The sequence below is a fragment of the Dehalococcoidia bacterium genome, assembly GCA_035310145.1.
Taxonomy (GTDB): domain Bacteria; phylum Chloroflexota; class Dehalococcoidia; order CAUJGQ01; family CAUJGQ01; genus CALFMN01.
The window spans coordinates 1-13327 of sequence record DATGEL010000092.1; the positions used below are offsets into that span (position 1 = coordinate 1).

At 71.1% G+C, this 13327-nt stretch carries 11 protein-coding genes; 8 read left to right on the forward strand and 3 right to left on the reverse strand.

Translation table 11 applies throughout. The features are described 5' to 3' along the window. The coding region (locus VKV26_16920; GenBank protein ID HLZ71587.1) for a CoA transferase at window positions 1-2022 on the reverse strand (2022 nt) is incomplete at its 3' end. A gap of 252 nt (window positions 2023-2274) precedes the next feature. Between VKV26_16920 and VKV26_16925 the strand changes: the two genes are divergently transcribed. The 7 genes from VKV26_16925 (at window position 2275) to VKV26_16955 (ending at window position 10364) form a co-directional block, all read left to right on the forward strand. Continuing rightward, on the forward strand, window positions 2275-2457 hold the full coding sequence (locus VKV26_16925) for a hypothetical protein (protein ID HLZ71588.1): 183 nt from the start codon (window positions 2275-2277) through the stop codon (window positions 2455-2457). A gap of 43 nt (window positions 2458-2500) precedes the next feature. Further along, window positions 2501-3313, forward strand: coding sequence for a methyltransferase (locus VKV26_16930; protein ID HLZ71589.1), 813 nt, complete (start codon window positions 2501-2503; stop codon window positions 3311-3313). Between the two features lie 153 nt (window positions 3314-3466). Beyond that, a complete protein-coding gene (locus tag VKV26_16935; protein HLZ71590.1) occupies window positions 3467-4630 on the forward strand; it encodes an acyl-CoA dehydrogenase family protein in 1164 nt (387 codons plus the stop codon). A 215-nt stretch (window positions 4631-4845) separates the two neighbouring features. Beyond that, window positions 4846-7851: an AAA family ATPase gene (locus tag VKV26_16940; protein HLZ71591.1), complete on the forward strand. Its 3006-nt coding sequence runs from the start codon at window positions 4846-4848 to the stop codon at window positions 7849-7851. A gap of 152 nt (window positions 7852-8003) precedes the next feature. Then, window positions 8004-9077, forward strand: coding sequence for a class I SAM-dependent methyltransferase (locus VKV26_16945; protein ID HLZ71592.1), 1074 nt, complete (start codon window positions 8004-8006; stop codon window positions 9075-9077). Window positions 9078-9170: 93 nt separating this feature from the next. Continuing rightward, on the forward strand, window positions 9171-9479 hold the full coding sequence (locus tag VKV26_16950) for a hypothetical protein (GenBank protein ID HLZ71593.1): 309 nt from the start codon (window positions 9171-9173) through the stop codon (window positions 9477-9479). Window positions 9480-9545: 66 nt separating this feature from the next. Further along, on the forward strand, window positions 9546-10364 hold the full coding sequence (locus tag VKV26_16955; protein ID HLZ71594.1) for a radical SAM protein: 819 nt from the start codon (window positions 9546-9548) through the stop codon (window positions 10362-10364). Window positions 10365-10368: 4 nt separating this feature from the next. Here the strand turns inward: VKV26_16955 and VKV26_16960 are convergent, their stop codons facing one another. Next, window positions 10369-11385, reverse strand: coding sequence for a C-terminal binding protein (locus VKV26_16960; protein ID HLZ71595.1), 1017 nt, complete (start codon window positions 11383-11385; stop codon window positions 10369-10371). Between the two features lie 126 nt (window positions 11386-11511). On the opposite strand from VKV26_16960, the gene VKV26_16965 reads away from it, so the two are divergent. Continuing rightward, entirely contained in the window at window positions 11512-12291 is a 780-nt protein-coding gene (locus VKV26_16965; GenBank protein ID HLZ71596.1) for an SDR family oxidoreductase, read from the forward strand. Here VKV26_16965 and VKV26_16970 read toward each other — a convergent pair. Then, a partial coding sequence (locus VKV26_16970; GenBank protein ID HLZ71597.1) for an amidase family protein occupies window positions 12275-13327 on the reverse strand: 1053 nt, incomplete at its 5' end. The two genes, VKV26_16965 and VKV26_16970, sit on opposite strands and share 17 nt — an antisense overlap.

The following is a 13327-nucleotide window of genomic DNA, read 5'->3' on the forward strand; positions in this document are numbered from 1 at the left end:
GTTGCCGGCACGGCGCGTGATGCGGCCGTTGACGGTGTAGTCGAGCAGCGCGGGGGTGAGGAAGTGCAGCGCCGCCTCGACCTGGGAGAGGTCGATGTACTGCCCTTCGCCGGTGCGGCGGCGGTGGTCGAGCGCGGCGAGGATGGCGCTGGCGATGTAGCGTGGCGAGACGTAGTCGGTGTAGGCGAGGAAGGGACCGGCCGGGTCTTTGTCCGGCCAGCCTGCCAGCTCACCGAAGCCGGCGATCATCGCGCCCATCGTGCCGAAGCCGGCGAGACCTGCCTCCGGCCCTGTCTGGCCGTTGAGGCAGGTGGAGACCATGATGATCTCCGGGTTGATCTGCCGCAGCGCGGCGTAATCCAGTCCCCAGTTGCGCATCGCCTTCGGTGAGAAGTTTTCGACGACGACATCGGCCCAGGCGACGAGCCGGCGCACCACGGCGAGCGCCTCCGCCTTCGAGAGGTTGAGCGTGAGGCCGAGCTTGCCGGCGCTGACGTTGGCGTAGCCGCCGCCGCGTTCGATGCCGGGCACGTTGTCTTTGAAGGGCACGTTGGTGCGCAGGATATCGGGGCGCACGGCGCTCTCGACGTGCACGACGGTGGCGCCGTAGTCCGCCAACGGCCGCACGCCCATCGGCCCGGCGAAAACCCAGGTGAAGTCGAGGATCTTGAGGCCGGCGAGGGCGGCGGCCTCACCCCCCGGCCCCCTCTCCAGAAACTGGAGAGGGGGAGGCTGCGGTGTTGGTTGGTTAGAGAAGATCTCGGCGTTGTGCTCGCCCAGGCGTGGGGCGGCGCGGCGGTACTGGATCGGCGTGGCGCTGAATTTGGCGAAGGGGCCGGGATAGACGGCGGCCTCAGGCGTGGCCTCACCCCCGGCCCCTCTCCATGGCTTGCCATCGCGCGGAGCGCGATCTGCGATGGAGAGGGGAGCGTTTGTACGGTTCCCAGTTCCCTGGTTCCCTGCGCCCGGTTGCCAGAAGTCGCGGGCGTTGAGCTGAGCGCCGTGCACGAGGTCGGCGGTGGTGGCGATCGGCACGATCAGCAGGTGGCGGCGCTGCGCTTCGGCGAACAGCTCGGCCTTGGTGCGCGTGCGCGTAAAACGCTCGATCGCGGCCGCCACGCGGTGCAGCTCGCTCACCGGCTCCTGGCCGTTGAGCAGCAGCACCGTGTAGCCGATCCAGTCCTTGTCGCGCGTGGCCTCGTCCACGAAGCCCTCTTCGCACATCCAGGCCAGCAGCCGCGCGGTGAAGGGGCCGAGCAGACCGCCGAACAGAAACGTAACCGAGACGAAGCCGTCTTTCGCCGGGTAGACGAAGCGCAGATCGTAGGGACCGATCTTCAGCCCGCCGCCGGCGCGGCTCACCGGGTTTGAGTTCCAGCCATGGCACAGAATCGCGGACTGCGTGGCCATCATCGCCGAGGCCTGCGCCGAGCAGTCGACGTGCTGACCAAGACCGTCGCGTGCCCGGGCGATGAGCGCGATCAGCGCCGCCGTGGCCGCGTCGGCGCCCGCGTGCAGGAAGGCCTGCGGCACGACAACGCGGCAGGGCGGCCGGTCGGCATCGCCGGTGATCAGCAGCACGCCCGAAGCTGCGAGCGCCGTGAGGTCGGTGGCGGCCCGGCCCGCCTTCGGTCCGCTGCTGCCGAAGGGCGTGATCGAGACGTGCACGAGGCCCGGATTGAGCGCCGCAAGCGTCGCATGCCCCAGGCCGAGCCCGTCGAGGTAGCCCGGCGCATACGACTCCACCAACACATCCGCGCCGCGCACGAGCTGGCGCAGCTGTTCCTTCCCCTCCGTGCTTTCGACATCCAGCGTGACGCCGCGCTTGTTGCGCGAGAGCGCCCACCAGTAGAGGCTGCGCTCCGGGTCCGGCACGTCGCCGGCGAAGGGGCCGGCGCGGCGGGCGTTGCGGCCGCCCGGCGGCTCAACCGCGATCACGTCGGCGCCGAGGTCGGCCAGGATCTGGCCGCAGATCAGGGCGCCGTCGTCGGCGAGATCCAGCACGCGATACGGTTCCAGCATGGCCGCCTCCGCAAAACGTGATCGGGCATGGTCGGCCGCACAGTAGCACACCGCTGAGCCTGGCGGCAGCCGTGTCAGGGCGCCGGCGAATCGTCAGCGCGTGCCTTCCAGCGACGCCGATCACGAAGCCGTGCATGCACGCAAGCGGCAGGTGCGGCTGTGGCCGCAACCGACGCCTGGGGCCTGCCCCAATCGGTGCCCCGCGCCCGTTCACGTACGTAGCGACGTGTTCGACGAGGGAGGGGACTGGCGATGAGCGAGACCACGGCGCAGTCGGAGACGGAAGCCCAGGCAAGCGCCGCGCTGCTGGGGCTGATCAGCGGGTTTGAGGTGACCGCGGCGCTGCGGGCGGTGGCCGAGCTCGGTATCCGCCGACCTGATGGCCGCGGGTCCGGCCACCGCCCACGACCGCGCCAAAGCGACCGGGGCGCATGAGCCCTGACTCGAGCGGCTGCTACGCTATCTCACCGCGTTCGGCGTGCTCATAGAAGAGACGCCCGGCCGTTTTGGGCCGACGCCGCGGTCCGATCTGCTGCGCGACGACCATCCGCATTCCTTGCGGGCGGCCGCGGTCTTCTTTGCCGAGCCCTGGTTCCAGGAGCCGTACCGTCACCTGGCCGCGGCCATCCGCTCCGGCTGCGACCCGTTCCAACGCGCCCACGGCGTGAAAGTCTTCTCCTACCTTGCGGATCACCCGGACGCCGCCGCCCTCTTCAACCAGGCGCTGACAACGTTGCGCGCCCAGCGAGACGCCGCCGTGGCGGCGGCGTACGAGTTCGCCGGCGCGCAGACGCTGGTCGATGTCGGCGGCGGCTACGGCAACCTGCTCGTGGCCGTGCTGCGGGCGCACCCGGCCATGCGTGGCGTGCTGTTTGACCTGCCGGCCGTCGTGGCCACGGCCGGCGCCACGCTGGAAAACGGCGGCGTGGCCGAGCGCTGCAGCGTGGTCGGCGGCGACATGTTCCAGGCCGTGCCGGATGGCGGCGACGCGTACATGCTCGCCAGCGTCATTCACGACTGGGGAGATGCAGAGTCGCTTTCCATCCTTGCCAACTGCCACCGGGCGATGGACGGACGCGGCCGGCTCCTGCTGGTGGAGGCGACCGCCGTACCTGGCGCGCTGACGCCGGTCGTCGCCAGCCTGGACCTGCGCATGATGGCGATGGTGGGCGAGGCGCGCCGGCGGACCGAGCTGGAATACCGCACGCTGCTGGAGCGCGGCGGCTTTCGGCTGAGGCGGGTTGTCCCAACCGTCACCGATTTCCCGGTGATCGAGGCGGTCCCGGCGTAGCGGCGGACAGACGCGGGCCGCGCGCAGATGCGCCAATTTGGACTCGCTGCCGGTTCAAGTAGGTGTGAGACAGCGTATCCGGCGGCCGGCACCGACAGTGCCGATGCTGGCCCGAGGACGAATCGACATGCAGTACTCGAAAGGCGCCTCAAGATGAATCGTGGAACTATGGCCAACGGCTGGCTGGAAAAGGCGCGGAGCCTCGCGCCGATCGTCGAGCAGTGCCGCGACGAAGGCGATCGCGAGCGCCGGCTGCCGCGGCCGATCTTCGACGCCGCCTGCGCCGCCGGCTTCCAGCGGATGCTGCTGCCGCGCGCCCTCGGTGGAGGGCAGGCGGACCTCGAAGAGGCGTTGACGGTCGGGGAAGAGTTTGCTCGCCAGGACGGCAGCACTGGCTGGAACCTCACCTTCGCCATGATTTCGCCGCTGTTCAGCGACTACCTGCCGGAAGCCGCGGCGCGGGCGATCTTCGAACGCGGCGATGCGGTGATCGCCGGCAGCTTCGCGCCGCGCGGCCGCGCCCGCCGCGTTGACGGCGGCTTTGAACTGAGCGGCGGCTGGAGCTTCGTCAGCGGCTGCCAGAACGCGAACCTGATCATCGTCGGCGGCGTGGTCTTCGACGGCGAGCAGCCCGAGCTCGGCCTGGACGGCGCCCCGGTGCGTCAGATCTTCGTCTTTCCCGCCGCGGAGGGCACGATCAGCGACACCTGGCGCACGGTCGGTATGCGCGCCACGGGCAGTCACGATTACGCCGTCTCCGGCGTCTTCGTGCCCGCCGAGCGCAGCTTCGCCTACCAGGACTTCTTCCGCGGCCCTGCGCCGCGGCCCGGTCTCGGCTATCCACGCCCGTTCATGGAGATGGGGCCGCTGCACCTGGCGGCGATCGGGCTGGGCGTGGCCCGCGATGCGATCGAATCCTTCACCGCCCTCGCGGCCACGAAGACGCCGCTGCTCGCGACGAGCCGCCTGGCCGACCAGCCGATCGTGCACGATCGCGTGGGGCGAGCCGAGGCGCTGCTGTGCGCGGCGCGCTCCTATCTCTTCGCGACGGCGCGTGAGATTGTGTCGGCATCGGAGGACACACCGCCCATGGTCCTGCACTGCCGGCTGGCCGCGGCCCACGCCGCCGAGAGCGCGATCGAGGTCGTGAACGCCGTGTACCATGCGGCCGGCGGCACCTCGATCTTCGAGTCCAGCCGCCTCTCGCGCTGCTTCCGCGATATCAACACGCTCACCCACCACGCGCTGATCGCGCCCAACGCCTTCGCCACCGCCGGCGAATGGCTGCTCCAGCGGGAGGAGCGCGCCCACGCCTGAACCGGACCCCGCCGGCAAGCGCCGGCGAGCGGCAGGTGCTCCCGGTTGTAGACTGATCGCAGCGCACGCGGGCGGCGGGCATGGGCCCGCCGCCCGCGTCTGCCGCCCTCCGCGCCGATGCCGGAGGCTCACCATGGCCGCCACACGACCCGGTGGCTGAGCAGCGTATACTCTGCGGCGTCGGGCCGTGATCGTCTACCTCCTTGGAAGAGCCGATGCCGCGACTGGACGGCTTCACACCGCTCGTTGGGCGCATCCGCGAACTGTCGGTGCTGCGCGCCCGGCTGGCCGCGGCCTGCAACGGCACGGGTGGCGGTCTGTTACTCAGCGGCGAGGCGGGCATCGGCAAGTCGCGCCTCGTTACCGAGGCCGCGGACGAGGCCGTCGCACATGGCTTCCACACGCTGACGGGCAACTGCTTCACCCACGATCGCTCATTGCCATATGCGCCGCTGCTCGACCTGCTGCGCGGCGTCTGCACCGGCCTCGGGCCGGATGATCTGGCTCAACTATTGGGCCCCACCGCGCCGGAACTGGTTGCGCTTATGCCCGAGCTGACGGCACGGCTGCCCGGCGTGGCGCCGCTTCCGTTGCTCGGCGCCGAGCAAGAGAGGCGACGCCTCTTCCAGGCGCTGGTCGAGTTCTTCACCCGGCAAGCAGCCCGGCAGCCATTACTCGTCGCGCTGGAGGATCTGCACTGGAGCGACGAGACGAGCCTGGAGTTCCTGCCAACGCTGATCCGCCGGATCGAGGCACAGCCGATCCTGCTACTCCTCACCTGCCGCACCCACGAGGCGCCGCCCGCACTCGCGGCGCTGCTCGCGGACGTGAAGCGGCTGCGCCTGGCCGACGAGTTAGGGCTGGCGCCGCTCACGCCGGCCGAGACCGCGGCGATGGTCCGCGCCGTGCGGGGCGATGCTGGCCCGCCACGCGCTGCCATACTCGATCAGATCTACGACCTGAGCGAAGGGAACCCGTTCTTCATCGAAGAGATCCTGCGCGAGGCGCTTGTGCGCGAAGAGACCGTGCATGAGGCGCGTTCGGGATGGCCGACGATCGGCGCCGCGGAGCAGCCGGCAGTACCACGATCGATCCAGGCCATGGTGCGTCGTCGTGTAGGCGATCTGAGCGGGCCGGCGCGCGAGGTGCTGCTGCTTGCCGCGGTGGCCGGCCGGCGCGTCGACTTCGCCCTGCTGCAGGAGCTGACTGGCAGCGGCGAGCGCGAGTTGCTGCAGGCGCTGCGCGAGCTGATCGCCGCGCATCTGATCGTCGAGGAGTCGGGCGACCGTTTCGCCTTTCGCCACGCGCTGACACAGCAGGCTGTGGCCGCGGAGCTGCTGGTGCGCGAGCGTCGCGCCCTGCACGGCCGCGTCGCCGCGGCACTCTTGCAGCACGCGCCGGCCGCCGGGGAAGAACGTCTGGCGGACCTGGCCTACCACTGCACGCTGGCCGAGCGCTGGGCGGAGGCGCTGGAGTACGGCCGCCGTGCCGGCGAGCGGGCACAGGCGCTGCACGCCCCGCGCGCCGCCGTCGAGCAGTTTTCCCGCGCGATCGAGGCGGCCCGCCGGCTCGGCAGCACACCGGCGGCTGCGCTCTACCGCGCCCGCGGCCGGGCACACGAGACGTTGGGCGAGTTCGACCTCGCCCTCACCGATCTCGAGGCGGCGCTCGATGTGGCGGTGCGCGGGGCCGACCGTCGGGCCGAATGGCAGGCGCTGATCGACCTCGGCTTCCTCTGGTCCTCGCGCAACTACGGCCGCACGGGCGAGTTTTTCCGTCGCGCCCTGGCACTCGCCCGCGAGCTGGACGACCCGGCGACGCTGGGGCACAGCCTCAACCGCCTGGGCAACTGGCACGTGAACCTCGATGAGCCGTGGCTGGGGCTGCCCTACCACGAGGAGGCGCTGGCGATCTTCACCGGGCTGGACGATCGGCGTGGCATCGCCGAGACGCTCGATCTGATCGGTCTGACGCAGACCGGCAACGCCGATTTGCCCCATGCGGCCACCTGCCTCGACGAGGCCGCGGCACTGTTCCGCGCGGAGGACGACCGCACGGCCCTGGTCACCTGCCTGACGATGCGGCAAGCCTGCGATCACACGTACGAAACGGCAACGATGGTGCCCGCCGCCTTTCCGGACGCCGAGTACACCCGCCCGGCGCGCGAGGCGCTCGCCATCGCACGGGCCAATGGCCTGCGCAGCGACGAACCGTTCGCGCTGTTCATGCTCGCCCAATCGCTCGGCGTACGGGGTCAATACGCGACGGCGCTGTCGCTCGCGCGGGAGGCACTCACAATCGCGGAGGAGATGGGGCACGGGCAGTGGCGCACCGGCGCACACTACGTGCTCGGCGCGCTGAGCCTCGACCTGCTGGATCTGCCGGCCGCGCTGTGGCAGCTCGAACAGGCCGTGACGCTTGCGAACGAGATCGGCTCGCTGATCTGGCTGCGTATCTCCGCGGGGCAGCTTGGCCTGGCCTGCGTTGCGGCGGGCGAGCTGGCACGAGCCGAGGCCGTGCTGGACGCAGCGCTGGGCGCCGATCAGCTCGTGGAGACGGTCGGTGGACGGCCCGTCCGGCTCGGTCGCGCCGCGCTGGCGCTGGCCCGCGGTGAGCCGGAGCGGGCGCTGCACACGGTCGAGCGGCTGATCGCGTCGGCGCCCCACGCCCAGGAGACCCCGATCCCGCGGCTCTGCCTGCTGCGTGGCGAGGTGCTGGCGGCGCTCAACCGCTTGCCTGAAGCAGCCGCCGCGCTGGCGGAGGCCGAGGCGACCGCCGCGACGCTGGGTTTGCGGCCACTGCTCTGGCGCATTCTGGCCGCCGCCGGCCGCGTGCACTGGGCTGCTGGCCACCGCGCCGCGGCCCGCACGGCCTTCAGTACCGCGCGAAGGCTGATCGACGAGCTGGCGGCGCCGCTGTCCGCGGAGCTGCGCGCGACGTTCCTGCGCGGCGCCCTGGCGCTGCTGCCCGAGGCGCCGCGCACGGCCGAACCGCTGGCTCGATCGCTGCTACCGGACGGGCTCAGCCCGCGCGAGGCCGAGGTGCTGCGTCTCCTCGCCGGCGGGCACGACAACCGCGCGATCGCGCAGACGCTCGTACTGAGCGAGCGCACCGTCGAGGGGCACATCGCCAACATTTACGCCAAGATCGGCGCCGCTGGCCGCGCCGCCCGCGCCACGGCGACCGCCTACGCCTTGCGCCACGGTTTGGTGGAGGCCTAGGCAGCGCCGCTACCCGTCCGACTCGTGCAGAATCGCGTACTCGACCGCTCCAGTTACACGTACCAGTACGCATGGCGTGGGAGCGGCGCTGCCCTACGCTGCTGCTTGCCGGGCGGCGCGGAATTCCGCCTCCGGCGTGAAGGAGCGGCGAGGTGACTACCGAAGCGGCGATCGATCAGGTTAAGCTGGAAGCATTTGTGGGGAAGGCGCTGGGTGATACGAGCGGCCTGATGACAACCGTGCTAGCCGCCATCGGCGATCGGCTTGGCCTCTTCAAAAATCTGGCCGCGCACGGCCCCGCGACGAGCGCCGAGCTGGCCTCACGCACGGGTACGAACGAGCGCTACGCCCGCGAGTGGCTCGGCGGCATGGCCAGCGCTGGTTACCTGGAGTACGACCCAACGAGCGGCCGCTTCACCCTACCGCCCGAGCACGCGCCGGTGCTGGCGCAGGAGACGGGGCCGGTCTTCTTCGGCGGCGTGCACCAGGAGATCCTCGGCGCCCTGCCCGTGGTCCCGCACGTGATCGAGGCGTTCCGCCGCGGGGGCGGCGTGCCTCAGAGCGCGTACGGTGACGACTTTTATGAGGGCATCGAGCGCTTTACCGCCGGCTGGTTCGAAAATCTGCTGCTGCCCGTCTGGCTGCCGACGGTGCCCGCGGCTCAAGCGAAGCTCGAGCGTGGCTGTCGCGTGGCCGACGTGGGTTGCGGCCGCGGCAAGGCACTCACCGCGCTGGCACAGGCGTATCCGTCGGCGCGCTATACGGGCTACGACATGCACGGGCCGACGATCGCCCGGGCGACGGCGAACGCGACCGCCGCCGGCGTGGCCGACCGGGTGACCTTCGTCCAGCTCGACGCGGCTCATGGTCTTCCCGAGCAGTACGATCTGATCACCACCTTCGACGTGGTCCACGATGCGGTCGACCCGCGCGGTCTGCTGCGGTCAATTCGCCACGCGCTCAAGCCGAACGGCCTCTACCTCTGCCTGGAGATCAACTGCTCGGAGCGGCTGGAGGAGAACGCCGGGCCGTTGGGCGCCCTCTTCTACGGCTTCTCGGTCCTCTACTGCATGACCAGCTCACTGGCGGGCGGCGGCGAGGGGCTCGGCACGACTGGTCTGCCGGAGCCGACGCTGCAGGCGCTGTGCAAAGAGGCTGGTTTCGGGAGCGTGGAACGCGTGCCGCTGGAGAACCCGTTCAACAGCCTCTACGTTGCCAAACCGTAACGGCCGGCTTACGATGGGGAACCCCACTCCCCGCGACGGCCCGCGGCAGCGGGCGGAGAGACCGAGACGGCATCGAAGAGACGGAGGGTGGCCATGATCGTCGAGCGATTGACGTTCCGGGCGAAGTTCGGGCAGGGCGACACCGTGGTGGCGGCGTTCAAACACTTCAATGCCGAGCTGGCGCCACAGAACGGCCTGGCGCCGGCGCGCATTCTCGTCGATTCCAGCGGCGCGATGTTCACCGTGGTGGTTGAGCAGACGTATGAGGACCTGGCAACGTTCGTGTCCCTGCGCGGGCGCGAGGAAGCGATGTACGGCTCGGATGCCTTTCAGCAGTGGTTCGCCGCTTGGTCCGGCGCGGTGGAGAGCGGCGAACGGCAGCTCTTCACGGTCGTAGACTAAGCAAAGTGGCCGGCTGGGGCGGCGGGCGCGTGTCCGCCGCCCTCTGAGGCTGCGGAGTCGCAACCCATGCCAGCCGTCGCCGAGGTGCAGGCCCGCTCGATCCTGACGAAGACGGGCGGCTTCCTCGACAGCTTCGACTACTCGCTGAACCCCTACCGCGGCTGCGCCTTCGGCTGCGGCTACTGCTACGCGGCGAGCTGGGTCTACGACACGGCCGAGCGCGAGCGGTGGGGCCGCTGGCTGCAGGCGAAGACGAACGCCGCGGCGCTGCTGGCGAAGGCGGCGGCGCGGGGCAAGCTCGCCGGCGCCCGCATCTTCATGTCTTCCGTGACCGACCCCTATCAACCGCAGGAGAAGCACGCCGGCATCACCCGCGCCTGTCTCGAAGTGCTGGCGGCCAATCCGCCGGCGCTGCTCTTCCTGCAAACACGCTCGCCGCTGGTGACGCGCGACATCGACCTCTTGCGGCGGCTGGGAAGCAGCGTGCTGGTGGGCATGAGCATCACCACCGACCGCGAAGAGGTGCGCCGGGCGCTGGAGCCGGCCTGCGCCCCGATCGCCGCGCGCGTGGCCGCGGTCCGCGCGGTTCGCGAGGCTGGCATCCCCACGATCGCCAGTGTGGCGCCACTGCTGCCCTGCGATCCCGACGGCCTGGCCGCGCTGCTCGACGGCGCCGTGGATAGCGTGGTCGTCTCGACCTTCCGCGACGACGGCGGCGCCGGCGCGAAGACGCGCCCCGCCGCCTATGCGCTGCTGCACGAGCGCGGCTGGGCGCCGGCCTGGCTGGCGGAGGGCTATGAGCGCCCCGTCGTGGCCGCGCTGCGCCGTCGCCTGGGCGACGTGGTCACCGTCGGTCAGGCGGGCTTCAACGTGGCGAGGCCGTAGGACGCTACGGCTTCGGCCGGTGCGCGTGCTTGGGGTGGTCCTTGAGTTCCGGGTTCAGCGGGTTGTCGGGCCAGCCGCCCTGCAAGGTGGCGATGATCTCCTCGGAGACGCGGCGGTGCATGCGCGCGATCGAGGCGTCCGAGTAGAAGCCGTTGTGCGGGCTGAGCACGACGTTGCCCATCGTCAGCAGCGGGCTGTCCGCCTTCGGCGGCTCGGTTTCATAGGCGTCGATGCCGGCGCCGCCGATCCAGCCCTCCTGCAGGGCACGGATCAGCGCCGCCTCGTCCACCACGGCCCCGCGCGCGGTGTTGATCAGCACCGCCCGCGGCCGCATCCGCTTGAGCTGCGCCTCGCCGATCAGGTGGCGCGTCTCGTCGTTGAGCAGGCAGTGGATCGAGATGTAGTCGCTCTCTGAGAGCAGCGTGTCCAGCTCGTCCACGAGCTGCACTTCGAGCGCACCTGCCGGCGGCGCGTCGAGGTACGGATCGTAGGCGAGCACGCGCATGCCCAGCGCCAGGCAGCGCCGCGCGAAGGCCGTGCCGATCCGCCCGCAGCCAACGATGCCCGCCGTCTCGCCCGTGATTGGCCCGATGTGCGCCTGCGAAAAGCCGCGCCAGCCGCCGGCGCGCACGCTCTTATCGAGCTCCAGCACGCGGCGGTTCGCGGCGAGCAGCAGCGCCAACGCCTGGTTGGCGACCTCGTCCGTCCAGATCTCCGGCAGGTTAACGGCCAGCACGCCGTGCTTCGTCATGCCGGGAAGGTCGAGCGTGTCGTAGCCGACCCCCGTGCGCACGACGACCTGGCAGCGCGGCATCGCTGCCGCCACGCGCTCGGTGATGTACTCGCCCACCACGATCAGCGCGTCGGCGTCCTTCACCGCCGCGATCAGGGCATCTTCGTCCGCCAGCCGCCCGGCGCGCACCACGCGGGCGCCGATCGCGCCCAGCATCGCCTCCTCGACGGAGAGATCTTCGCCCGGGCCGGCCCGCGTGTGCACGACGGTGAACCGCTCTTCGGCCATGATTGCGCTGCTCCCGCGCCGAGTTGGCGCCGCCCAATTATCCGCACTCGCGGACCGCCGCGCACCTGCGGCACAACCCACTGTGCTACGCTGCCCGGCGAAACGCGTGCGCACAGGAGGGGCAGCATGAACCGGCTCGCCGGCAAAGTCGCGGTGGTCACGGGCGCCGGCTCCGGCAACGGCCGGGCGATCGCGCGGGCCTTTGTGGCCGAAGGCGCCCGCGTGCTGGCCGCGGACCTCAACGAAGCCGCGGCGAAGGCCAGCGTGGCGGACCTGGGCGACGCCGCCCGCGCCCAGCCGGCAGACGTAACCCGCGACGCCGACTGTGCCCGCCTGATGCAGAGCGCCGCCGATGCCTTCGGCCGGCTGGACATTCTCGTCAATAACGCCGGCATCTGGAAGTCCGGCACGGTCGAGACGCTGAGCCCCGCCGACTGGGAGCAGCTGATGGCGGTGAACGTGACCGGCGTCTTTTTGTGCAGCAAGCACGCGCTGCCGCGCATCGCCGCGGCGGGCGGCGGCAGCATCGTCAACCTCGCCTCGCTGGCCGGGCTCGCCGGCGCCGCGGGCGGCGTGCTCTACCACGCCAGCAAGCACGCCGTAGTCGGCATGACCAAGTGCATGGCGCTCGACCACGCGGCGCAGCGCATCCGCGTCAACGCGATCTGCCCCGGCGCGATCGACACGCCCATGCTGCAGAGCATCATCGAGCAACGCGGCAGTGCCCAGGGCCGTTCAGCAGACGAGCTGCGCGAGCGCTACCGCCGCTCCACGCCGCTGGGGCGCATCGGCACGCCGGAAGACGTGGCGCAGATCGCCGTGCACCTCGCCAGCGACGAGGCCGAATGGGTGACCGGCATGTGTTACACGCTCGACGGCGGCAGCGGCATCACTCAGCGGCGCTGAGCGCGCCGGTGAGGGGCGGAGCGCTGCGCGGCGGCCGGCGATGGTGGGTGCGCTGCTCGTAGGCGTAGGCAAAGCTGATCAGCCGGCCTTCGCTCCAGGGCCGGCCGAAGATCTGCATGCCGATCGGCAGCTCCTCGCCGACGAAGCCCATCGGCACGACAACGACCGGCCACTGGGTGGCGCTGCCGATGTTCGTCAGCGGGCCGCGCGGCGTCTGGCCGCGGTCGCCGTTGAGCGCCGGCGGATAGGTCCAAACGGGGAAGACGAGCGCATCGACGCCGGCGGCGTCCATGGCGGCGCCGAACGCCTCGCGGTACATCTGCTCGTCTTTGCGGCCCTGCACGGTCTGCGGGTCTTCCTCCGGCGGCAGCGTCACTGCGGCGATTTCGGCGACCCGCGGCTGGTGCAACGGGTGCACGCGCGTACCGCCCGGCGCGTCGCGCAACTCGGCGACGGTCTTGACGGGAAACGTCTGCCCCTCGTAGGCGAAGAACGCTTCCCAGTCTGCCTTCGAGCGCGCGACGGTCTGCGGCGGGATCGGAAACTGCTCGAAGCCGGGCACGGTGAAGTCCTCGACGATCTCCGCGCCCGCGGCGCGCAGATCCGCGGTCGCTCGCCTGAACAGGTCGAGGACGCGGGGATCGGCGCCGGCCGGACTCGTGAGGGTCTGCTGGAAGACGCCGATGCGGCCGCCCTGCAGCCCGTCCCTGTCGAGGAAGGCGGCGTAACTTGGCGGGATCTCCCCCGCCGCCGCGGCGGTGCGCGGGTCGGCCGGATCGACGCCGGCGAGCACGTCGAGCAGCCGCGCCACGTCCTCGACCGTGCGCCCCATCGGGCCTGGCGTGTCGCGCTGACTGTCGAGCGGCGCCATGCCGGTGCGGCTCACCAGCCCGACCGTCGGGCGGATGCCGGCGAGATTGTTGATCGACGCCGGCGCACGCACGCTGCCGCCGGTGTCCGTGCCGATGCCGACGGCGCCGAAATTGGCCGCGATCGCGACACCCGTGCCGCCGCTGGAGCCGCCGCTCGCGTAGGC